Below are 21,705 nucleotides of genomic sequence, written 5' to 3'. Positions count from 1 at the left end.
GTAACTCAATCCAGAGCGTGCAAACAGTATAACTGAGTAAAGTGCTGATACTCAAGGCCTAGTAACGCTTTATTTTAATTGCGTGCACTAACCGAGCATTAAGTAACCAAAATTTAGTTTATGCAAGCCCATATAAACATTTGCTTAACAATGTGTTTAACCTGTGTTCAAATAAGGAGTTAAGGTTTTTGTCATTTCTAAACCTTTAGTTGTAAAAAACAAAAATAATAACAGGCATAGAGTAGTAATGCCGTTCACTTAAGGTGAGCGGCTTTTTTATTTCTAGCGTACCGCTGTGGTCTTGGCTTGACTGCACGAGGAAAACCTCGATCCCTTCGAGGCTCTAGAATTAGGCTTTCTGCCATCGCATAAAAGTATTTTAATTGACGTGGTATGGCTCCAGGTGTTGAATAAGGTAATCCAACAAGCAACCTCATTATTTGAGCTAAACTACCATTGAAACTCAGTTGGTACGGTAAATAATCACCTTTTAATGTGTGGCACATTTTTACCATCTGATATCGCACCATATTATAAGTAAGCAACACTCCCCACAGCTCTTGCTTTACAAGCGCTGGTAAGCGACTTCTTAATGTTAATCGATTGCCCAGCATATATTGCTTTTGTTCCCGATAACCAAGCTCTATCTCCCAGCGGTGACTGTACAAATCACCTATATCGGCTGATAGATATCGCATCGGATCTGTCATAGATGTCATCACACTATATGATTTCCCCTTTATTTTTCGAGTCACTAACCTCGCGATTAAGGTGTTAGGCAGCGTTGGCCACATCTTTCTTGCTCTTGGGTTGCTGCTAAGTTGGACTAATTTATCATTACGCCCTAATGTTTGAATAACTTCATATTGCACATTTTTTTTCAGGGGGATTAGCCAATGGCGTTCACTGCCAGTTGTTTGCCATTTATGTAAAAGCCCTAAAGAATAGAAACCTTTGTCGAATAAAGTGAGACTGTTATCGGGTGTGGTTTCTATAAGCTTTTCAGCCAGCACCATTTCATTGACCTTGTAATCATCAAAAGCACTCCCCGTGATTAGGTGGCTGCTTAGCTCCATTTGACACACCATTCTGACCTGTGGGTATTGTGTATTAGTCGGTTTTGTAAAGGCTTCATTGTTTTGGGGTGAGTCATCCGTACGCCAAACGACACCATCGACACCAAGCAAGGTAAGCCCATTCCAATGAGGATGATTAGCGTCATTATTCCAATGCCTTTGGGTGCATTCAAATAAGGCTTTCATGGCGGCTTCACCTAGGTTTTTACGACGCTGAGTTAAAGCACTTGGCGCAACAAATGGCTTACCATCGCGGTCAACAATGTCGAGCATATTAACGACATCGGCCATCGATTTGTCATTATAAATAACCATCCCGATCAACAACCAAGCCATCGATTCTAGGGTTAGTTTTCTTTTTCGTAGTGTAACGGTTTCGGTCAGTGCATAGGCTTCTTCGATAAGAGATAAAGGGAGTAAGTCTGCGAGTGTTTCAACGTCATTAGGTTTGATGTTGTTAATAATATCGAGAGCATTAGAAAGTTGCATAAAAAAATCCGAATTCTACAAAAGAATTCGGATTCTTACATACCTAGAAGATCGTTCAAGTGCTATTAACTAATTCTTAAATGATCGGCATTAGGCATAGAGTAGGGAATTAATAAATGTCGGTTTTTTCATTTGATCAAAATACAGGGGTTGTCTCTTTAGTTAGTCACCCTATTGATAGTGGCTTTCCTGTTACGAGTACTCAGCTTACGCAAATGCTCGAACAATCTGAGTTTAGTGAGTACGAAGCTGTCATTGCCAATATTGGAAAGCTTTTTGCGCCAACTAAAAACTATCAGGAAGTATCACTTGTCGTTGCTAAAGCGCTAGATGCGTCGCTTGTCATTAATATTGATGAAAAAAACATGGTCGCAGAAGCAACATTAACTACCGCTAAAGGCGGCGCGCTTTTGTCTATGGAAGGTGCGCAAAAAGCGCTTGCTAATGCAGGTGTTAAAAAAGGAATAAGCCCACGCGCGCTTGATACCTTTTTAGGCCAGCAGTTTGAAAAACCAGCAGGAAGCTCTTATAGCGCCATAATTGCACATGGCCGTAATCCTAAAAAAGGCAGCGACGCTAAATTTGTGCGTTTATGCTCAACAGCCCAAGACCGTGTGCTTAGCCCACAAGCTAAGGAAGGTGGTAAGGTTGATATGAAAAATCTTGGCGCTATTATCACCGTAAAACCTGGTACTCCCTTAATGCAGCGTATTGCCGCTACCCCTGGAGAAGATGGCTATACGGTATTTGGCGATTCAATTAGTGCAAAACCAGGTACAGATCACCAACTCCAGCCTTTCGAAGGTACAAAAGTAGATCCTAATAATCCTAATATGCTTATTGCCGACTGCAAAGGTGTGCCCGTTGCCCTACCCCGAGGTATGCGTGTAGATGACGTTTTATGCTTTGATAATGTAGATGTAAGTACAGGCCACGTTGATTTTGATGGTAGCGTAATTATTACTGGCGATATTAAAGACGGCATGCGTGTAAAAGCCAATGGTGATATTACGGTACTGGGTTTTGTAGAATCAGGAGCTGTTGAAAGTAAAAGTGCGGTAACCATTATGCTTGGCGCAATTGGTAGAAAACGTGAAGGCGAGGAAGCATTTACATGCTCTATAACCGCTCAACGAACTATTTCTATTGGTTATGCTCAGTACTGCAATATTAAATCAGAACAAGATTTATTTATTGAACGCCAAGCTCTACATTGTGATTTAAGCGCTAGGCGGTTAATACGTGTAGGCAAAGCAAATGATCCGCGAGGTAAAATTATTGGCGGTAATATTTTAGATGCTATGCGCATTGAAACGGGTGAGCTAGGCGCGCCAGCGGGTACTAAAACGCGCGTATTTTTAGCGCAACTCTGGTTTGAGCTTCGCCAAAAGCAAACACAAATAACCGATTTTGAAAAAGTACTTGCGACTAAAGTAACCGCTTTACAACAGGCTCGTGAAAAAGCGAGTAAAATTGCGGGGGCTGCTCAGCGCCAGCAATTCATGAATAAGATAACTGAAAATGAAAAGCATATAAAAATACGCTCTGCGCATATTCATCGTCAAAAACTACTTATTAAGCAAAAAATAGTGCAATTACTTGCCAGTAGTCGTTTAAAAGTAAATGAATTAATGCACCCTGGTGTGGAGCTTAAAATAGCGAAAGATTCTAAACAATTTTCGCGTATTTACCCGCCCCACCTAGTTAAGCTAACTGAGGGTAAAATTACTCAGACGTTTTAGTTTCTTCGTTATTTTGTGTCTCAGTTTCAACTTCGCCATTTGCGTCGCAATCGTCGGTTGGCGCTAATGGCCAACCACCTAATTGCTGCCAGCGATTTACTATTAGACAATAGAGCTCAGCTGTACGTTCTGTGTCGTAAAGCGCTGAGTGCGCTTGGCTGTTATCAAACTCGATACCTGCCGCTCTACATGCTTTTGCTAATACTGTTTGCCCTAACGCTAAACCCGCTAAAGATGTCGTATCAAAGCTTACAAATGGATGAAATGGTGTACGCTTAATGTTATTACGCTCTATTGCTGCATTTAAAAAGCCATGGTCGAATGCGGCATTATGCGCCACAATAACTGAGCGTTGGCACCCTGCGGCCTTTTGCGCTTTGCGTACTACTTTACATATTTCTTTAATTACTTCGTCTTCAGGTACTGCACCACGTAATGGTGAAAACGGGTCTATGCCGTTAAAGTCGATGGCTGCTTGTTCTATATTCGCGCCTTCGAATGGCTGAACATGAAAATGAACAGTATGATCTATGCTGAGCAGTCCTTCGTCATCCATTTTTAAAACAGAAGCTGCTATTTCTAACAAGGCATCTGTTTCTTTGTTAAAACCTGCAGTTTCAACATCAATAACAACAGGAAAAAATCCACGAAAGCGTTTTGCGAAAGGTGTTTGCTCAGTATTTGCCATAGTCTTCTTTGTTTATACGTGTAAGCTGACTATTATGTCAAAATTGATGCCCCCTAGGCTAGGGGATTTAAGTATTTATTGCTTTAAAATTGTAGGCACATAACTTGCTTTAACTTATAAGTTAGTTACGTAGAGAACAAACTAATCATTGCAGTCGTTAATTTGCCAAATTATTGGCATTCCCGGATAGCTGGAGAGCACCATGAAGTATAAGTTGTTATTTATTAGCCTTAGTATAAGTGCAGTGCTTTACAGTACTCACTCGCAAGCTGCTATGCGCCAATATACAGCAACCCAAGACAACTCCAACTGGGAAGTCGTTAAAACAACGCGCTTACAATGCCAATTAAATCATGAGGTTCCTTATTATGGGGAAGCTATTTTTAAAGCTTCAGCAAGTAAAAATAAAAACTTAACGTTTAATTTAGATATGATTGTACGCCCAGATAACTACGCAATTGCTGGTTTAAAAGCCGTGCCACCGTCTTGGCGTGCAGGCTTACCGGCTCGCGATATTGCAAATATGAAATTACTTAAAAAGTTTGATGGCGAGCTGGGTAATAAAACCGCATGGGAGATGCTTAGCGAGCTTGAAAAAGGCTACTACCCTACTTTTTATTATCAAGACTGGCAAAACAGTGCCGATAAAATTGCCGTTGGTATATCGAGTGTAAACTTTAAACAAGCTTACTGGGCTTTTTTACAATGCCGCGATGAGCTACTCCCTTACAGCTTTGAAGATATTTCGTTTACTGTAATGAACTATCAATCTAACAGCAGTAAATTAACTAAATCCTCGCAACAACGCCTTGATAAGATTGCTGAGTATTTAAAAAATGACGCAAGCATAGAGTCCATTAGCATTGACTCATACACCGATAGTTATGGCGGCCGCTGGAATAACTTAGATTTATCGCGCAAGCGCGCCAAAACTATAAAAGATTATATGGTGAGCTTGGGTGTCGATGAAGCAAAAGTACAAACCACCGGCTTAGGCGAAAAACGCTTTGTTGATAATAACGATAACATTTTAGGCCGAGACAAAAACCGTCGTTTAATTATTCAAATAGAGAAAATGTAGTAAAACTAATTTGCGCTTACTCTCTTTCGCTTTAAAAATTTATCACCAAATTGGAAAAAACCTAGGCTAATTAAAATAATAACCGCACCAATGATTAGCTCTTGGCTTAATGGCTCATTGTTTAGCCAAGCTCCTAAGCCTAACGCAAAGCTAGGAGTTATGAGCGTAGTAAGTGATACCGTACTCGCATTTAGGTTTTGCAGTACATGAAAATACGCCAAAGCCCCAACTAAAGATCCAAACACACCTAGATAACCAATTGCCCACAATGATTTTGCACTCCAGTTCTGTATATGCAACTGACCATCTAATAACCACCAAGCAATAAAAAAGAGTGGGGTTACAAAAACTAAGGCACCAAATGTTGTCGCCATAGGATGAATCGCAATCTGTACACGCTTGATCATCACACCACTTAAGCTAAAAAAGCAGACAGCCATAAACACATAAAGTAACCCGAGCCCTTGAGTTTGCGAGTTTTGTACTTGGTTATAACTAACAAAATATAAGCCGATTAAGGCGCACGCTAACGCCACTAATTTAATCGGGCTAAATTTAGGTTCATTTAATAACTGCTGAGCAAGCAACCCCGACAAGATAGGTGCAAGGCCAAACATAAGCGAAATAATACCCGAAGGGACTGTTTTAGCTGCCATATAGCTCAGTAACATACCGCCAAAAATACCTATACTCGAATAAAAATAAAGTAAGCACGCATTTTTGCTCCAAGGTACTCTAATGTTTGTTATGGCAACAATTAAACCACCTAAAAACAACCCCACCAGCATACGCATTAATACAGCAAGCGTTGGCGATACTGTTTCACTGCTCCACACAATCCCCAGAGGTGTAGTAGACCAAATGAGAACCATAAAAAAATACGATACTTTTACCGGCACATGCCAATCCTTAGCGTTTTATAACGCAATCCAACGTATATAAAATTATACCCTCACCACCCTATTTTAATACTTTTAAATGCATACAAGTCCTTAATAAATACAGTTGTAAATTGTAAGTTACATTTTAATACCGCTCTTTTATTACAAAACTATTTGAGATTTGAGTAACTAGTTATATCGTGCATGTATATTAATAATAATTAAGGTAATTAAGTGCTTAAAAATAAAACAACTGGAAGCATGTTAATTGTTGCAGGCACAACTATTGGTGCAGGTATGTTGGCATTGCCAATAGCATCTGCCGGGCTTGGGTTTAGTACCGCGCTTGCATTAATAATTGCTAGCTGGTTACTAATGTCCTACACCGCACTACTCATGCTAGAGCTACACCAATATGCACCACGCGATGCAACGTTAAATACGTTGGCTAAATTATGGCTTGGAAAGCGCGGACAATACATTGCGAATTTTTCGATGGTTTTTTTATTTTACGCTTTATGCGCTGCTTATATTGCAGGTGGTGGTGCACAACTTCAAGCGCGTATAAATATAGGCTTTGATGTAAATATAGCCCCACAGTTTGGCTCTGTGATCCTCGCTGTTATTATTGCAAGTGTGGTAACGCTGGGCACTAGCAAGGTAGATAAACTAAACAGAGTGTTATTTACAATAAAAATTATTGTATTAGCTAGTTTGTTTTACATGCTAACCCCTTATGTACAAGGTAAGCATTTATTAGAAATGCCTGTAGAGCAAGGGTTAATCCTTTCAGCTATACCGGTTATATTTACTTCGTTTGGCTTTCATGGCTCTATCCCCTCTATTGTTAAATATGTTGGTGTTGAAATAAAAGTACTGCGCAAAGTAATGATTGCTGGAGCCGCCCTACCTTTAGTTATTTATATTTTTTGGCAACTACTTAGCCAAGGTATTATGAGCCAAGCTGATTTACTCAACAGCCAAGGTCTTAATGGGTTTGTATCTAGCGTGGCAAGTATTGCGCATAACCCAAGTGTGGCAACGGCCGTTAAGTTATTTGCTGATTTAGCACTTGCGACATCATTTTTAGGGGTGAGTTTAGGGTTATTTGATTTTTTTGCTGATACATTTAAAAAAGGCGACAATAAAACGGACCGAATTAAAACGGCCTTAATTACGTTTACTCCGCCGCTTGGCTTTGCATTATTTTATCCTCAAGGCTTTATTATGGCTTTAGGTTACGCTGCAATAGCACTTGTCGTACTTGCAATATTTTTGCCTGTAGCAATGGTTTATAAACAGCGTACAACATCAAATAAAACAGGCTACAAAGTTAAAAGTGGGAATGTTGGGCTTGGCATAGCAGCTATATGTGGCATAACGATTATTGCTGCGCAGTTTATGCAAATGGCGGGGCTAATTCCTGCTATCGGTTAAAGCTTTTTGTTTTTGTTTTAATTTAGATAATAAAAAACCGCACATCATTAGATGTGCGGTTTTTTTATATTAACTGCGTTTATTTACAAACGTCAGCTACAGCATTTGAAAAGTATTCAATATTTGACTGGCTAACACCTGCAACATTTACGCGGCTAGAACCTACAATGTAAATACCATATTCTTTTTGTAGGCGAGCAATTTGCTCTTTATTAATACCTAAGAAAGAAAACATACCGTTTTGGCGTTCAATAAATGAGAAGTCTTGCGCAATATCTTTAGTTGCTAAGCTTTCTTTAATTAAGCTACGTAAGCCATTTATGCGGCTACGCATTTCATCAAGCTCAGAGTGCCATAATTGTGTAAGCTCTGTACTGCTTAAAATAGTATTAACAATATCAGCACCATGCGCTGGCGGCATTGAGTAAATACTACGTACAACGCTTAGCATTACAGAGTTTGAAATATCTGCTGTTGCGCTATCTTTTGCAATTAGTGAACATGCACCAATACGCTCGCGGTATAAGCCAAAGTTTTTAGAACATGAAGAACAAATAATTAGCTCTTCTACTGCATCAGCTAAAATACGTAAGCCACGTGCATCTTCTTCAAGTGAAGCACCAAAGCCTTGGTATGCAATATCAACAAGTGGTGTAAAGCCAACTTCTTTTGCAAGTTCGGCAACTGTGTTCCACTGTGTTTCGTTTAAGTCCATACCGCTTGGGTTATGACAACATGCATGCACTAAAACCACATCACCTTTAGGCACTTGTTTAAGTGTATTGATCATTTCATCAAACAGTAAGTCTTTATTTTCGTAATCGTAATACGGGTATTCTTTTACTGTTAAGCCTGCCGCTTCAAACAAGCTAATATGGTTTGCCCATGTTGGGTTAGTTACCCATACTGTTGCATCTGCATTGCAACGCTTAATAAATTCAGCTGCAACGCGAAGTGCGCCCGTACCACCTGGCGCTTGTGCAGTACGTACGCGATTTGCTAACAATGCTTGATGTTCGCCTAGTAGTAACTGCTCCATCTTTTGGCAGTAATCTAAGTTACCCGCTAAACCAATGTAAGATTTGCTCATTTCGTTTTCAAGACGAAACGCTTCAGCTTTTTTAACCGCTTTAAGAACCGGTGTATTGCCTTGCTCATCTTTGTAGACACCTACACCTAAATCAATTTTATTAGGGTTTGTATCTTGTTTATAGGCCGCCATAAGGCCAAGAATAGGATCTGTTGGTAATGGTTTTAATACTGAGAACATTGGCTATCTCTTATCGTTATTTAGGGGTTAGCTGTTAAGCTAAGCTTAACATAAAAGCACATCATGTTGACTAGCGTTATTTACACTAGAAAGTGAGGAATTTTAATACAACATGCAATTAAAACGGCAAGCGTCTTTTCATCAAAAAAATCATTTTTAAAGGCTTCAGCATCTACAATACCAACACATTCATTTTGTGTATTAAATAAAGGTAAGCAGGTTTCTGATTTAACTTTAGGATCGCATGTGTAGTATTCACCACCTTGTGATAAGTACTCTTCAACGTTATTAATAATACGGCCCTTGTGAGACAGCGCAACCTGTACGTTATTACTACCTGCCGCAAATGCTTGCGTTAAAGGGAACAACGGACGACTAGGCGCACCATGATAAGCTAATTTTAATAGTTGCTTACCTTCACTAGTATTAGTTGATTGATAAATACCATACCAATCAACACTTGTTTGCTGCTCAATGTAGCTCACAATACTTTGTAAATTAGCTAGCTTGAACTGTGTTTGCTCATCACTTTTAAGATAGTCAGTTAATTTGAATGGCTCATCTTGTAGGTAACCAAATAAACTACACGCACCGCCCTCGCCAAGCTCAGGTATTTGATACTCCCAACATACATCAGGCAAAGCTGTGTTTGCTAAATGTAGCTCAAGCTTTTCAAGCTCTGTTGAAATCAAAGCTGGATTAGCACTTAGTTGTGCTTGTTTTAGGTAAGAAGAAATCATTTGGCCATCCATACATCTAAAGTTTCGAGAATAATAGCATGGATATTTTTGCAGAGCTAGCTCAACTTGTAGCACATTTCAACTTGGTTACCGCTGGCGTTATAAGTTACCTTTTCGGCTATTTCTTCTAGTAAAGACACCCCTCTACCAAATTCATTATTAACCTTTGCCAACTCATCGTGCTTACTACTAAACCCTCGGCCTGAATCACAAATAATGAAATATAAACTGAGCGTATCGGGGCAATAGCGCATATCAATAATAATCATAGCATCTGTAAGTTTAGCAAGAGCTGCCTCTCTTAATTCGTAATATCGAAAAAAGCCGTCTTCTTGTTTTTTAATCTCTGAGTTAAGCCCTAGTACACCATGATCAAGCGCATTGTTATAAGCCTCAGACAACAGTAAAAATATATTAGAACGATGGGCATTTAGCCCCCCAACACTGCTTAAGATATTAACAACGTCGTAAACGGGGTCTGTTTTTTTTATTTGTTCTGAGTTTAAACTCAAAGATAAATTAAACGCTAAAGTAGAGAATGCTTCTCGCTCTTGCTCCTCAGGAACTAAAGGCAGGCAGTTTAGTAAAACAATGCTTAAATCATCTTGCTGTTTAGTGCCATCAGCAAACTTAGTAACGTCAGCCACTATATCTTCGCTACTAATCATCGATTTACTTTTTAAGGTTTGTAAAAAACGCTCTTCCCCAAAAAATGTATCTTCTTTGTTTGCTGTTTCTATAATACCGTCGGTTGCTAATACTAGGCGTGTATTACTATTTGTTTCAAAGTGAATAACTTCATATTCAAATTCTTGATCGTCTAAAATCCCCAGCGCCATATGTTGCGACTCTAATGTTTGTTTTACATTACCGTCTTTATCTATTAGGTACGCATCTGGCAGGCCGCCCATCCATGCAGAAATACTTTTACCGGATGCACTAAGCTCTATAATGGTGGCAGCACAAAACATGTGTCCAGGTAGAAGGTTGTAAAGCAATGTATTTAGCTCACAGGCAATATCATTAATCGCCATGCCTTTTTGTACCATAGTATAAAAAACACGAGAGATAGGTAATGCACCAATAGCTGCCGCTAAGCCGTGCCCTGTAAAGTCTCCCAACATGCAATACAGATTGCCTATTGGACTTTGCGCCACTAAAAACATATCGCCGTTAAACATAGACGCCGGCGATAAATTAAAATCGAGGTATTCTTTAAACTTACCCTGATTCTCTAATGAGTTATTAAAAATATGCTCAATTATTTCGTGTTCACGTTCAATTTGATTGTGATGATATTCAAGCAGTTTTTTTTGTTGATTTGATTTTTTACTCAGCTCTCTGGTGCGGCTATGTGCTTTAATTTTTGCGTGCAAAATAACTTTTTCAAATGGTTTATGAATAAAGTCATCACCACCGACTTCGAGGCACCGCTCAAAACTTGCTTGATCGTCTAAGGAGGTTATAAAAATAATCGGTAAGTAAACTTCACTATACTGCTGCTTTATTTTTTCAGCGGCTTCAAAACCATCCATTACGGGCATTAAAACATCGAGTAATACAATGTCTATTTGCTCTCTTTTAAGTACATTAAGTGCATCTAGCCCATTGTAAGCCACTGAAATTTTGTAGCCTTCCTGCTCAAGCATTTTACTTAGTAAAATGCGATTGAGCGCCTGATCGTCAACAATCAACACATGTATCATTAGCTAATATCAAACTTTTTATCAAAACGTGAAATTTGTAGGATTTTTCTAAGCTGAGGCTGGCAATTACTTATTTCGATGGTTTTTACTTGGCTATCAATGGTTTTTTTCATGTTAAGTAACATGCCAAGTGCTGAACTATCCATATAATCAGTCTCTCTTAAATCGATAATAACCTTTACTGTTTTTTCGCTCATTTGAGCATAAGCTTGGCGAAAAGATTGCACTAAATTAAAATCAAACTTACCTTTAATTTGTATTGTTAATGTAGTGCCATCGACTGATTCATTCTTAGTTAAACTCATAGTAAACTCCAATAATATTTCCTTTGAACTAAATATAACCTGTTAAAAGTATTTAGCAAAAAGAAAAACACACAACTTCAAATTTGCTATCATTTACACCAGCATTTAATTCATTTTTATCCACAAAGGTAAGGTATGAGTGATAGTCACTTAGTATATTCAACCAGTACGGGTCGCATTGACCAGCCGAAACCAGAAAAAGAGTTGCACGCTAAACTTTTTAAAGATGGTTTTATTCGCATTGAGCGTCAAACAAAAGGGCGTAAAGGCAAAGGCGTAATGCTAGTTGTTGGCATTGATCCAAAAGATCACGATTTAAAAAAGTTAGCTAAAACTATAAAAAGCAAAATGGGCCAAGGCGGCGCAGTAAAAGAAGGCATTATTGAAGTACAAGGTGATGACCGAGATAAACTAAAAGGCATTTTAGAAGCGTTAAAATTTAAAGTTAAAATTGCGGGTGGTTAACCCGCAATTTTATTAACTAGTTACTTCGCTATTTGCGAGTTCATTTAACCTTTCATACAAATTCGGTAGTTCGTGCTCAGCAATTGGCTTACTAAAATAATAGCCTTGCACAACGAAGCAATTATTATTTTGTAAAAACTGCATCTGCTCTATTGTCTCAACCCCTTCTGCGACCACGTCTAGCTTTAACTTTTGCGCCATGGCAATAATAGCTGCAGTGATTTCCATATCATTTGTATCCTCTGGGATATCTTTTACAAATGAACGGTCAATTTTCAATATATCAACCGGGAATCGTTTTAAGTAACTGAGCGACGAATAACCTGTACCAAAGTCATCAATAGAAATAGATATACCTAATGCTTTAAGCTCGTGCAATTGTGTAATGGCTGCCTCTACATTACCCATTAGCATGCTTTCGGTCAGCTCTAAATGAAGGCGCTTTGCTGAAACACCCGACTTAATTATCATTTTGCTCAGTGTTGTAACTAAGCTTGAGTCTTTAAACTGGCGGGCCGATAAGTTTATCGATATATTATTTTCTAGACCTTGTTCTGCCAATCTTACGGCAAAATCACAAGACTCTTGAAGCACCCATTCACCTAATTCAACTATAAGGCCTGTCGCTTCTGCAATAGGAATAAATTTATCTGGAGGGATTGCGCCTTCTGTTGGGTGGAACCATCTTAATAACGCTTCATAACCAACGACCTGATGAGTACGGCTATCAACTTGAGGTTGGTAGTAAACTACAAATTGCTTTTCTTTGAGCCCTATACGTAACTCATTTTCAATAAATAAACGCTCATTTGCGGCCGCATTTAATTCTTGGCTATAAAAGTGGAAGGTATTACGTCCTTTTGCTTTTGCCTCATACATTGCCAAATCAGCATGTTTAAGTAACTGATCTTCCTCTAAGCTGTCGTAAGGAGCCATAGTTATACCAATACTTGCACTGACAATAACTTCATTGCTACCTAGTTTTATAGGCACGTTCAGTGTTTTTTGAATTGTATTGGCAACATCAGCCGCGTGAGCTTGGCTTTCTATACCACTGAGCAACACTGCAAATTCATCACCACCTAAGCGCGCTATGGTGTCCTCGGCACGTAAACGTTTTTTAAGTCTGTTTGCCACTTCAATTAATAATTGATCGCCAGCATCGTGGCCTAATGTGTCGTTAATACGCTTAAATTCGTCTAAATCAAAGTAAAACAAAGCAAATGCATAATGCCCGCGCTCTGCTAATGCCATTGATTTACGCAATTGCATTCTAAAAAATGTTCTGTTGGCAAGGCCCGTAAGGGTGTCAAAGTAAGCCAGTTGTTCCATTTTACGCTGGCTTTCTTTTACAAACGAAATATCTTGTGCTGATGCTACATAACTGGTTATTTCACCGCCCTCTTCACGAATTGGCGAAACACTTAAAGACACCCAAATTGGCTCTTTATTTAAGCCAGCTATTAATGTGTCCCCGCGCCAGTAATTGCGGCTGCGTAAATCTATGTCTATATCTTCAACTAAAATAGACATTTCTGAGGCAATAATATTAAGTAATGGTGCTCTATTAAAATGACTTTCTGGATAGCCTGTCATTTCGAGCATTTTGGGGTTTACGTACTCAATGACAAAATTTTCATCGGTGATCACAACCCCGGTGCCCGAGAACGCGACCGCTTTAGATAAACGATTAGCTGCTTTTTCAGCAATTTCTTTTTCTGTAATTCTTTGGTTTAAACCATCAATAAGTTTGCGGATTTCTACTGTCATGTCTCTAAATGAGCCATTAAGGGTACCAATCTCATCTTTATTTTCTGGCGGAAACTCTGTTGTTAGCTGACCTTTACCAAAGCTTGTTACTGCATAAACTAAAGTATGTAAACGGCGAAGTACTAGTTGATAAAGCGCCTGATGCAGCAATAAAGCAACTAATATTGCGTATAAAATAAAGAGTCCAAAAAACTTCAGTTTTAAATCTTGTAACGCAGATAACGTTGATGAACGTTTTTTATAAACCCCTATGTACCAATCTAAATCATCAATTTTACGGATATTAATAATGTGAGCTTCATCATTTTGTTCAAATGAATTGGCATATTCTGGTAACTTCACCGCAATTGCATCGTCAATAATTGACTGCAGTTCTGGGTTTACAAATTCGTTAGTAGCGAGTGCTTTATTGTCACTACCGTAGTCAGCTAATAATGCAGGGTTTAGATTGGGATGGGCTAACAATTGCCCTTTACTATCAAATACAAGTAAGTGTTTTTCTTTATCGCCAACAGGTAAAAATGAAATAAGTTTGTTAAGGGAAATATCGCTTCCCGTTACACCTAAAAACTCGTTATCAACATACACCGGCACTAGTAAGCTAATAACCCACTTTCGCCATACTGTATCGTAATAAACTTTTGACCATGCAGGCTCTCGCTCTGACCCCAACATACTTTTAATATATTTATACGTTGTACCTTGCGTAACTCTAAACTCGGCTGGTGCATTTAATGCCCAGTTTGGAGGAGAAACACGAATGAAATCGTCATCGGTAATTAAATAAAAGTTAAAAAAGTCGTGTACCAGAGTCGGAGAAATTATACGCCATAACATTTCAGAATCATTAAATAGGCGTTTATAAAAAGGTGAGTAATTTTGCTGTGGTAAAAATGCTGCTGATAATCCGTCAGCCGAGGCACTTCGAATCGTACCATCGCTATTAAACTGTAACTGTGATTTATTACCTAAATTAATTGGTGAATTAGATTGAAAAAGCTGCTCTGTCACTACGTTATTAGCTTGCTGAGCAATATTTATTTTTGTTTTAATACGCTCATTAAACTGCTTCACTAATAAATCTGTAGAGCTTTTTAACACCTCATGTTCTTCAAAAACAAGTTGTTTCTCTTCAGATTTAAGCATTAAGGCAGCCGCACATACCCCTGCTATTAAACAAATAGCAGATATAAGCAGTGAAAGTTTTACACTTAAAGAATTCAATCCAAAACGAGATGGAGGCCGTCTGTAAACCACGGGTCAACCTTAATTATTAATAATTGTTATTATTTGAACCAGTTAACGAAATATACCAGATCCGCATTCATATTTATAAATTATTTGTAAAGTTTCTATAATAACCACCTAAGGTAAATAAATAGTACCCTAAGCTTATTTAGATCTTTATTGACATTGTTGGCAACTCTCCATACATTAACCGTATGAACATATTTATCTCTCGCACTTTTATTTCGTTTTTTAGCTTCTTTATATAGAAGAGGCTTCCCTGTTTGTGAGATAAAATCAATCGAATAGTAAAGCCTCCCAACCGGGAGGCTTTTTTGTTTTTGCTGTGTAATAACAGCCTACTTTTGGAATGAGGATACCAAAATGACAAATGATGTATTAAATGCACTAAGACACGATATAAATGAGATAGACTCCGACTTACTCGTGTTATTAGCTAAACGCCGTCGCATTAGCCACGGTGTGGTTGAATATAAAATCGCCAACAACAAGCCAATTCGCGATGAAGCACGTGAACTCGCGCTTCTAGAAAAATTAATTGGTTATGGTAAGTCACTGGGTTTAGATGCTTACTACGTAAATAATGTGTTTCAAACTATTTTGGAAGATTCAGTTTTACACCAACAGGCAATGTTACAAAAAAACCTTAATCCAGACGCACTGAGTGAAACACACCGTGTAACTTACTTAGGTGGTCAAGGTTCTTATAGCCAGCTTGCATGTCATAAATACTTTAGTCGCCGCCCTGGTAAATTAATTGAAATTGGCTGTACATCGTTTGACGAAATAACAGGTAAAGTAGAAAACGGCCAAGCTGATTTTGGTTTATTACCGATTGAAAACACAAGCTCTGGTAGCATTAACGAAGTATTTGACTTATTACAGCACGCACAAGTCTCTATTGTTGGAGAAGTCACTCACAGTGTAGAGCATTGCTTACTCGCAAACCCTGATACTGAACTTAGCCAACTAACAAAAGTATTTGCACACCCACAACCATTTGCACAGTGCAGCCGTTTTTTACAGGGCTTAGGTGATTTACAACACGAAACATGTGACTCTACATCAAGCGCATTACAATCAGCTCTAAACACACCAAATAGTGCTGCAATTGGCTCTGCACAAGCAGGAAAAAATGTCGGCCTTGAAGTCATCAAATCAAACCTTGCTAATCAAAGCGAAAACCATAGCCGCTTTATTGTTGTTGCGCGTAAACCTCTGCAAGTGTCTAACCAAATTCCAACTAAAACTAGTTTAATCATGTCGACAAAACAGCAAGCGGGCTCACTAGCCGATGCGTTGATGATTTTTAAACAGCATAAGATTAATTTAGTAAAACTTGAGTCGCGCCCAACTCCGGGTAATCCGTGGGAAGAAGTATTTTATGTAGATCTTGAAGCAAACTTAGCTGATAGCCAAGTAAAAGAAGCGCTAGAAGAGCTTAAAGAGCACACCCAATATGTGCGTATTTTAGGCTGCTATCAAAGCGAGTCATTACAGGCAGTAAGCGTTAATACCTAATACACACTTCCATAAAATAAAAAGGGCCGATATCGGCCCTTTTTAGTAAAAAGTGACAAGTATTAGTCTAAAACTTTTGAATCATTCGCTTTATTTAATAAGCTTCGGCTTTGTGTTAAAAAGTGCTCTGTTGAGTCAGAAAAGTAAACTTTCGCCTGCGCAAAAGAATCAATAAGCGCTGCTTTATCTCCTGCTTTTAATTTTTCCAATGTACTTGCAAAAGTGTCTTGGTATTGTGCGAGCAGGCTCTCTACATCATCGAATTGCGCTAACATAATATCTGAGTACAACTCCGGCGACTGCGCAAATAAACGCCCTACCATCATTAGCTCTAGTTGATATATAGGTGACGAGCAACTACGTAACTCTTCTAGTGTATGACTTTGTTTTGCTAAAAACTGTCCGTACACAAATGTTGTTAAATGGCGCATAACCTGAATAATTTGCATTGCTTCGTCGTGCTTTTTAGCATCAAGCTCAACAAGCTGACAACCCCATACTTGTAACTGCTGTAACAAGCCTTTTGCCGCTTGGTGCTCTCGCCCTTCACATACAACGACTGTTTGTTTTACCCAGTGTGATATGTCAGGGCCAAACATAGGATGCAAACCAACCACAGGGCCACTATGCGCAGCTTTTAGTGCTTTGATAGGCGATTGCTTTACCGATGTAATATCAACTAGTAAACAGTCATCATCTAGTTTAGGTAACTTAGCAACTACTGCGTCCAATGCATTAATTGGTACGCTAATCATTACTAGCTTGGCACCTTTTAAAATATTTTGCGCATCGTTTTGCTGATCTTTATCTAAAACTTTAACTTCGTAACCTGAGCGAATAAACTGCTGAGCAAATAGCTGCCCCATAGCACCTTGGCCACCTACAATAACAATTGGCGAAAGCTCTGGCGCTGCACATGCAAGTTTTGCTTGTTGGTTTTGATAGGCTTCTCGCATCATGCGTCTTAGTATATCTTCAACTAGATCGGGGCTTACATTTTGATTTATTGCTTCTTGTCTTCTTGCCGCTAATAGCTCTGCTTCACGATTAGGTGCATGTAAAGGCGCGCCTGTTTGTTGTTTTATCTCACCAATTTTTTGCGTAATACCATTACGTTTAGCAAGTAAGGCAACAAGTTGTGCGTCGCATTCATCTATACCTTCTCTCAGCTGTGCTAAATCACTTATGTCAGCCACGTTCATACCACCTTAAAAAACAAATAACGTAAATATAAATTTACATAAAAGTAAACTAATCAATACGATAAATACTAACAGGATCAGCTAACTGATAAAAGGCTAAAGCTTAAATTTTACTAATGAGGAAATAAGAATTGAGAATTGAGAATTGAGAATTGAGAATTGAGAATTGAGAATTGAGAATTGAGAATTGAGAATTGAGAATTGAGAAAATAATATTCTAAAACCAAAACGGGTTGCAACCCGAAGGATGCAACCCGTTTTTTTGCGTTGATAAACAGCGCGTATTAGTTAAGTTTTTCTCTAATACGTGCAGATTTACCAGAACGCTCACGTAGGTAGTAAAGCTTAGCACGGCGAACTGCACCGCGACGCTTAACTGCTACGCTATCAATAAGAGGGCTGTGCGTTTGGAATACACGCTCAACACCTTCACCGTTCGAAATTTTACGAACTGTGAATGCTGAGTGAAGACCACGATTACGCTTAGCGATTACAACACCTTCAAAGGCCTGTAGACGCTCTTTAGCACCTTCTTTTACTTTTACCTGTACAACCACTGTATCACCAGGGCCAAATGCAGGTACGTCTGTTTTAAGCTGCTCATCTTCAAGCGCTTTAATAATATTTTGGTTTACTTTTGCCATTATGTTTCTCACTTTCCTAGGTGTAACTGTCTTCTAGCCACAAGCTTTTTGGTACTCTTGCTGAAATTCTGCGAGTAATACCGCTTGCTCCTCAGTCAGAGCTAGGTTATGCAACAAGTCAGGACGTCGTAACCAAGTTCTACCTAATGACTGCTTAAGCCGCCACTTTGCTATCTCTTGGTGGTTTCCACTGAGTAATACAGCAGGAACCTGTTTGTCGTCCAATGTTTCTGGTCGTGTATAGTGTGGACAATCTAACAAGCCATCCGAAAACGAATCTTGTTCTGCTGACTGGTTATGACCTAACACACCTGGCACTAATCGCGCTACTGCGTCAATTAATGTCATGGCAGGTAGTTCACCACCACTCAAAATAAAATCACCAATTGACCATTCTTCGTCAACATATGATTCTATTATTCTCTCATCTATACCTTCATAGCGACCGGCAATCAAAATCAGTTTATTAGAGTTAGCGAGTTCGCTAGCGCCCTGCTGATCAAGTTTGCGCCCTTGCGGGGACATATAAATTACTTTAGCGCCATCACCAGCTGCTTTTTTAGCTTCGGCAATCGCTTTTTTTAATGGCTCAACCATCATTAACATACCTGGTCCGCCCCCGTAAGGACGGTCATCTACGGTTCTATGCTTATCTAAAGCGTAGTCTCGCGGATTCCAACAGTTAAAATCAATTAAACCATTTTTTACTGCGCGACCGGTAACACCTTGGTCTGTAATAGCGTCAAACATGTCTGGAAAAAGGCTTATCACCCCTACCCATAATGAACTAGTTTGCGTCATTAAAACCCTGGATCCCAATCTACGGTAATTTCTCTTGCGTCGTATTTAACTTCTTTAATAACTGAATCAGTTAAAAAAGGAATCAAACGTTCAGCTTGACCAAATGCGTCTTTACTATTTGCTTTCACAACTAGTACGTCATTTGACCCTGTCTCCATAAGGTCATCAACAATGCCTAAGCTATAACCTTTATCGGTTACAACAGACATGCCAATGAGATCTCGCCAATAGAACTCACCTTGCGGAAGTTCTGGTAAATGCGCTGCATCCATTGAGATTTCAGCATGGGTATAAGCCATTGCTTCGTCTCGGTCGTTTATCTGCGCAAATTTAGCGATAAAGCCTTTGTTGTGGCGACGCCAGTCGACCACTTCTAAGGACTGCCATTTACCTTGCTGCCCTATCAACCACGGGCTGAAATCGAAGATCCCTACGGGATCATCAGTAAATGAATGTACCTTAAGCCAGCCCTTTATACCATATGGGGCACCGAGCTTTCCTACGACAATTATTGATGAGGTGTTCTCTTGACTCATGGTTACACTTACGCCTATTAAGCCGCTTTACGAGCGTCTTTTACTAACTTAGCTACGCGATCTGAAAGAGATGCGCCCTGACCTACCCAGTGTTCAACACGTGGTAAATCTAAACGAATTTTTTCTTCTTGACCTGAAGCAATTGGGTTAAAAAAGCCTACTTTCTCGATGAAGCGACCGTCACGCGAGAAACGGCTATCCGCAACCACAATTTGATAGAAAGGGCGTTTTTTAGCGCCACCACGTTGCAAACGAATAGTTACCATACCGTCCTCTATAAAGATTGACTGTTTTCATTAATAAGATTTACTCCCCAGAATGGGGAGCTGGGGAATTGTACGAGTTTTTGGCAATAACGCAAGTAAGAAGTGAAGCAAAAAGACAGTTTAGTAGGTTAAACCGTGATCTCAACGACAAAATAGGGTTAAAGGTGTATTACATGCATAATTTATTCAACAAAAAAGGAGCTATTTGCTCCTTTAAATATGATTCGCTATTATTTTAAAAAATAACTCAAAAGTATTTTTTAAAACTTAGGACCACCGCCACCCATCATCCCAGGTGGTAACATGCCTTTCATACCGCGCATCATTTTAGTCATGCCGCCTTTACCTTTCATCTTTTTCATCATTTTTTGCATTTGCGTAAACTGCTTAAGCAACTTATTAATCTCTTGTACTTGTGTACCAGAGCCAGCAGCTATGCGCTTTTTACGTGAACCTTTAATGATTTCTGGACGTGCGCGCTCTTTTTTAGTCATTGAGCTAATAATAGCTTCCATTTGGATAAATGTTTTGTCACCCATTTGGCCTTTAACAGCATCTGGTAAGTTAGACATACCAGGGAGCTTATCAAGCATCGACATCATGCCACCCATGTTTTTCATTTGCTTTAATTGATCAGCAAAGTCGTCAAGGGTAAAACCGGCACCTTTAAATACTTTTTCAGCAACTTTGGCAGCTTGCTCTTTATCTACTTTCATTTCGACTTCTTCGATTAATGAAAGTACATCACCCATACCTAAAATACGCGACGCTATACGGTCTGGATGAAAAGGCTCGAGTGCGTCAGTACGCTCACCCACACCCATAAATTTAATTGGTTTGCCTGTGATATGACGAATAGATAAAGCAGCACCACCACGTGCATCACCATCGGTTTTTGTTAATATTACACCGGTTAGTGGCAGGGCTTCGTCAAATGCTTTAGCTGTATTTGCCGCATCTTGACCCGTCATTGCATCAACAACGAATAAAGTTTCAATTGGGTTGATTGCTTTGTGAAGATCTTTAATCTCGTCCATCATGTTGCTGTCAACATGTAAACGACCTGCGGTATCAACAAGTACTACATCTATAAATTTCTTTTTAGCATGAGAAATTGCAGCGTTTGCAATATCCACTGGCTTTTGCGAAATATCACTTGGAAAGAAATCAACGTCAACTTCTGTAGCAAGCGTTTCTAGCTGTTTAATCGCAGCAGGGCGATAAACATCGGCACTTACTACAAGCACTGATTTCTTTTTGCGTTCTTTTAAAAACTTAGCAAGCTTAGCTACACTGGTGGTTTTACCCGCACCTTGCAGACCCGCTACCATAACAACGGCTGGCGGTTGTGCATTTAGGCTTAGCTCTTCATTGGCCTCACCCATTGCTTTTTCTAGTTCTTCACGCACTATTTTTATAAATACTTGGCCTGGGCTTAAGCTTTTTGTAACTTCAACCCCAACTGCACGTTCTTTAACTTGTTTTACAAACTCGCGAACAACAGGCAGTGCCACATCGGCTTCTAAAAATGCCATACGCACTTCGCGAAGTGTGTCTTTTATGTTGTCTTCAGTCAGACGGCCACGGCCACTGATATTTTTTAAGGTTTTACCTAATCGTTCTTGGAGGTTCTCAAACATGTAACGGTTCCGATAAGACGTTTATATCAATCCATTAAAATTTTGCGGTTAGTTTGATTTTCAATTAACCAGGATTGACTTATTAAGTTTCAATTAAAAGTAGTATACCGTATATGGCGTCTTACAATACAGTGTTCAAGTGCACCTTGTTGAGTTTCTTTTTTTAAGGTCTATGCATTTGCTTTGCTATAAAATAC

The 21,705-nt window shown here is 39.2% G+C and carries 19 protein-coding genes and 1 other annotated feature; of the genes, 5 read left to right on the top strand and 14 right to left on the bottom strand.

The window, feature by feature from the left end; genetic code table 11:
- Positions 1–254: 254 nt before the first annotated feature.
- A complete protein-coding gene (locus tag RB214_RS05220) occupies positions 255–1,565 on the bottom strand; it encodes an IS4 family transposase (protein WP_309167426.1) in 1,311 nt (436 codons plus the stop codon).
- Between the two features lie 116 nt (positions 1,566–1,681).
- Between RB214_RS05220 and RB214_RS05215 the strand changes: the two genes are divergently transcribed.
- The gene (locus tag RB214_RS05215) at positions 1,682–3,307 is read left to right on the top strand and encodes a FapA family protein (RefSeq protein WP_309168542.1); all 1,626 of its coding nucleotides are present in this window, start codon (positions 1,682–1,684) and stop codon (positions 3,305–3,307) included.
- On the opposite strand, the gene rnt is transcribed toward RB214_RS05215, so the two are convergent.
- Positions 3,291–3,995 carry a ribonuclease T gene (rnt, locus tag RB214_RS05210; RefSeq protein ID WP_002961267.1) on the bottom strand — a complete coding sequence of 235 codons (705 nt, stop codon included), beginning with the start codon at positions 3,993–3,995 and terminating at the stop codon, positions 3,291–3,293. The two genes, RB214_RS05215 and rnt, sit on opposite strands and share 17 nt — an antisense overlap.
- A 202-nt stretch (positions 3,996–4,197) precedes the next feature.
- Here rnt and RB214_RS05205 point away from each other — a divergent pair, with 202 nt between their 5' ends.
- Positions 4,198–5,076: an OmpA family protein gene (locus RB214_RS05205; protein ID WP_309168541.1), complete on the top strand. Its 879-nt coding sequence runs from the start codon at positions 4,198–4,200 to the stop codon at positions 5,074–5,076.
- Between the two features lie 5 nt (positions 5,077–5,081).
- Here RB214_RS05205 and RB214_RS05200 read toward each other — a convergent pair whose 3' ends face one another.
- Complete coding sequence (locus tag RB214_RS05200) at positions 5,082–5,975, bottom strand: DMT family transporter (RefSeq protein WP_024595662.1); 894 nt, start codon at positions 5,973–5,975, stop codon at positions 5,082–5,084.
- A gap of 216 nt (positions 5,976–6,191) precedes the next feature.
- On the opposite strand from RB214_RS05200, the gene RB214_RS05195 reads away from it, so the two are divergent.
- The gene (locus tag RB214_RS05195) at positions 6,192–7,394 is read left to right on the top strand and encodes an aromatic amino acid transport family protein (protein WP_309168540.1); all 1,203 of its coding nucleotides are present in this window, start codon (positions 6,192–6,194) and stop codon (positions 7,392–7,394) included.
- A gap of 79 nt (positions 7,395–7,473) precedes the next feature.
- Here the strand turns inward: RB214_RS05195 and RB214_RS05190 are convergent, their stop codons facing one another.
- From RB214_RS05190 to RB214_RS05175, 4 genes are all read right to left on the bottom strand, one after another.
- On the bottom strand, positions 7,474–8,664 hold the full coding sequence (locus RB214_RS05190) for an amino acid aminotransferase (RefSeq protein WP_002962951.1): 1,191 nt from the start codon (positions 8,662–8,664) through the stop codon (positions 7,474–7,476).
- 80 nt (positions 8,665–8,744) lie between these two features.
- The gene (locus RB214_RS05185; protein WP_002962950.1) at positions 8,745–9,404 is read right to left on the bottom strand and encodes a GAF domain-containing protein; all 660 of its coding nucleotides are present in this window, start codon (positions 9,402–9,404) and stop codon (positions 8,745–8,747) included.
- Between the two features lie 56 nt (positions 9,405–9,460).
- Positions 9,461–11,110: a SpoIIE family protein phosphatase gene (locus RB214_RS05180; RefSeq protein ID WP_002962949.1), complete on the bottom strand. Its 1,650-nt coding sequence runs from the start codon at positions 11,108–11,110 to the stop codon at positions 9,461–9,463.
- Positions 11,110–11,415 carry an STAS domain-containing protein gene (locus RB214_RS05175; RefSeq protein ID WP_002962948.1) on the bottom strand — a complete coding sequence of 102 codons (306 nt, stop codon included), beginning with the start codon at positions 11,413–11,415 and terminating at the stop codon, positions 11,110–11,112. The genes RB214_RS05180 and RB214_RS05175 overlap by 1 nt, the downstream gene beginning before the upstream one ends.
- A gap of 135 nt (positions 11,416–11,550) precedes the next feature.
- Here RB214_RS05175 and RB214_RS05170 point away from each other — a divergent pair, with 135 nt between their 5' ends.
- Positions 11,551–11,880, top strand: coding sequence for a translation initiation factor (locus tag RB214_RS05170; protein ID WP_002962947.1), 330 nt, complete (start codon positions 11,551–11,553; stop codon positions 11,878–11,880).
- 12 nt (positions 11,881–11,892) lie between these two features.
- On the opposite strand, the gene RB214_RS05165 is transcribed toward RB214_RS05170, so the two are convergent.
- Positions 11,893–14,907 (bottom strand): EAL domain-containing protein, encoded by a 3,015-nt coding sequence (locus tag RB214_RS05165; protein WP_138489444.1) that lies wholly within the window; start codon positions 14,905–14,907, stop codon positions 11,893–11,895.
- Positions 14,908–15,099: 192 nt separating this feature from the next.
- Positions 15,100–15,217 (top strand) — a sequence feature (Phe leader region).
- A gap of 44 nt (positions 15,218–15,261) precedes the next feature.
- Between RB214_RS05165 and RB214_RS05160 the strand changes: the two genes are divergently transcribed.
- Positions 15,262–16,419, top strand: a complete 1,158-nt coding sequence (locus RB214_RS05160) for a chorismate mutase (RefSeq protein ID WP_002962945.1) — start codon at positions 15,262–15,264, stop codon at positions 16,417–16,419.
- A 62-nt stretch (positions 16,420–16,481) separates the two neighbouring features.
- Here RB214_RS05160 and tyrA read toward each other — a convergent pair whose 3' ends face one another.
- The 6 genes from tyrA to ffh form a co-directional block, all read right to left on the bottom strand.
- On the bottom strand, positions 16,482–17,615 hold the full coding sequence (gene tyrA, locus RB214_RS05155; protein ID WP_002962944.1) for a bifunctional chorismate mutase/prephenate dehydrogenase: 1,134 nt from the start codon (positions 17,613–17,615) through the stop codon (positions 16,482–16,484).
- A 290-nt stretch (positions 17,616–17,905) separates the two neighbouring features.
- Complete coding sequence (gene rplS, locus RB214_RS05150) at positions 17,906–18,265, bottom strand: 50S ribosomal protein L19 (protein ID WP_002962189.1); 360 nt, start codon at positions 18,263–18,265, stop codon at positions 17,906–17,908.
- A 33-nt stretch (positions 18,266–18,298) separates the two neighbouring features.
- Complete coding sequence (gene trmD, locus RB214_RS05145; protein WP_002962190.1) at positions 18,299–19,066, bottom strand: tRNA (guanosine(37)-N1)-methyltransferase TrmD; 768 nt, start codon at positions 19,064–19,066, stop codon at positions 18,299–18,301.
- Positions 19,066–19,602, bottom strand: coding sequence for a ribosome maturation factor RimM (gene rimM, locus RB214_RS05140; protein ID WP_024596584.1), 537 nt, complete (start codon positions 19,600–19,602; stop codon positions 19,066–19,068). The genes trmD and rimM overlap by 1 nt, the downstream gene beginning before the upstream one ends.
- 17 nt (positions 19,603–19,619) lie before the next feature.
- A complete protein-coding gene (rpsP, locus tag RB214_RS05135; protein ID WP_002962192.1) occupies positions 19,620–19,868 on the bottom strand; it encodes a 30S ribosomal protein S16 in 249 nt (82 codons plus the stop codon).
- A gap of 260 nt (positions 19,869–20,128) precedes the next feature.
- Complete coding sequence (gene ffh / locus RB214_RS05130; RefSeq protein WP_002962194.1) at positions 20,129–21,508, bottom strand: signal recognition particle protein; 1,380 nt, start codon at positions 21,506–21,508, stop codon at positions 20,129–20,131.
- Positions 21,509–21,705 lie beyond the last annotated feature (197 nt).

Origin of the sequence: Pseudoalteromonas sp. HL-AS1, assembly GCF_031198785.1 — a bacterium.
Taxonomy (GTDB): domain Bacteria; phylum Pseudomonadota; class Gammaproteobacteria; order Enterobacterales; family Alteromonadaceae; genus Pseudoalteromonas; species Pseudoalteromonas distincta.
The sequence above is the reverse complement of the archived record's forward strand: the minus strand, read 5'-3'. Positions and strand labels throughout refer to the sequence as shown.

Excerpts from the sequence above, each read along its gene's own strand:
- RB214_RS05220 (WP_309167426.1), bottom strand. The coding sequence starts at position 1,565 with ATGCAACTTTCTAATGCTCTCGATATTATTAACAACATCAAACCTAAT.
- RB214_RS05215 (WP_309168542.1), top strand. The coding sequence starts at position 1,682 with ATGTCGGTTTTTTCATTTGATCAAAATACAGGGGTTGTCTCTTTAGTT.
- rnt (WP_002961267.1), bottom strand. The coding sequence starts at position 3,995 with ATGGCAAATACTGAGCAAACACCTTTCGCAAAACGCTTTCGTGGATTT.
- RB214_RS05205 (WP_309168541.1), top strand. The coding sequence starts at position 4,198 with ATGAAGTATAAGTTGTTATTTATTAGCCTTAGTATAAGTGCAGTGCTT.
- RB214_RS05190 (WP_002962951.1), bottom strand. The coding sequence starts at position 8,664 with ATGTTCTCAGTATTAAAACCATTACCAACAGATCCTATTCTTGGCCTT.
- RB214_RS05185 (WP_002962950.1), bottom strand. The coding sequence starts at position 9,404 with ATGATTTCTTCTTACCTAAAACAAGCACAACTAAGTGCTAATCCAGCT.
- RB214_RS05180 (WP_002962949.1), bottom strand. The coding sequence starts at position 11,110 with ATGATACATGTGTTGATTGTTGACGATCAGGCGCTCAATCGCATTTTA.
- RB214_RS05175 (WP_002962948.1), bottom strand. The coding sequence starts at position 11,415 with ATGAGTTTAACTAAGAATGAATCAGTCGATGGCACTACATTAACAATA.
- RB214_RS05170 (WP_002962947.1), top strand. The coding sequence starts at position 11,551 with ATGAGTGATAGTCACTTAGTATATTCAACCAGTACGGGTCGCATTGAC.
- RB214_RS05160 (WP_002962945.1), top strand. The coding sequence starts at position 15,262 with ATGACAAATGATGTATTAAATGCACTAAGACACGATATAAATGAGATA.
- rplS (WP_002962189.1), bottom strand. The coding sequence starts at position 18,265 with ATGGCAAAAGTAAACCAAAATATTATTAAAGCGCTTGAAGATGAGCAG.
- trmD (WP_002962190.1), bottom strand. The coding sequence starts at position 19,066 with ATGACGCAAACTAGTTCATTATGGGTAGGGGTGATAAGCCTTTTTCCA.
- rimM (WP_024596584.1), bottom strand. The coding sequence starts at position 19,602 with ATGAGTCAAGAGAACACCTCATCAATAATTGTCGTAGGAAAGCTCGGT.
- rpsP (WP_002962192.1), bottom strand. The coding sequence starts at position 19,868 with ATGGTAACTATTCGTTTGCAACGTGGTGGCGCTAAAAAACGCCCTTTC.
- ffh (WP_002962194.1), bottom strand. The coding sequence starts at position 21,508 with ATGTTTGAGAACCTCCAAGAACGATTAGGTAAAACCTTAAAAAATATC.